Consider the following 516-nt stretch of genomic DNA (forward strand, 5'->3'; position numbering starts at 1 on the left):
GCATCCCGGGTGGCGATGGCCTTGCGGGCGACATGCTCGATGCGCTCGATATCGCCGACCGAGCTGCCACCATATTTCTGAACTATCAGTGACATGTCCGTGTTTCCTGAATGGGTTTGTCAGTTACCGGCCGTCTCGCCGAGGGCCTCGCCGACCCAGCCGGAGACGGCACCGAGCGCGTCGCCCAGCCTCGAGGGGTCGTTGCCGCCCGCCTGGGCGAAGTCGGCGCGACCGCCGCCGCGGCCGCCGACGCGTTCGGCGACGCGGTTGACCATATCCCCGGCGCGCACCCGGTCGGTCAGGTCCGAGGTGACACCGGCCACGATGCGGACCTTCTCCCCGTCGACCCCGGCAAGCACGATCACGCCACTGCCGAGCTTGTTCTTGAGCTGATCCAGGGTATTCCGCAGCGCCTTGGCGTCCGCGGCATCGACCTGTTCGGCAAGCACGCGCACGCCACCGACCTCGACCGCCTTGTCCACCAGGTCGCTGCCCGTCTGGCTGGCGAGCCGGGCC

At 69.0% G+C, this 516-nt stretch carries 1 protein-coding gene; it reads right to left on the bottom strand.

Features of this window, described 5'->3' with window-relative positions; genetic code table 11:
- Positions 1–119 precede the first annotated feature (119 nt).
- Positions 120–516, bottom strand: a 397-nt coding sequence (locus G7A99_RS24575) for a DHHA1 domain-containing protein (protein WP_240466417.1), incomplete at its 5' end; no start/stop codon positions are given.

The sequence above is a fragment of the Arhodomonas sp. KWT genome (assembly GCF_010993615.1).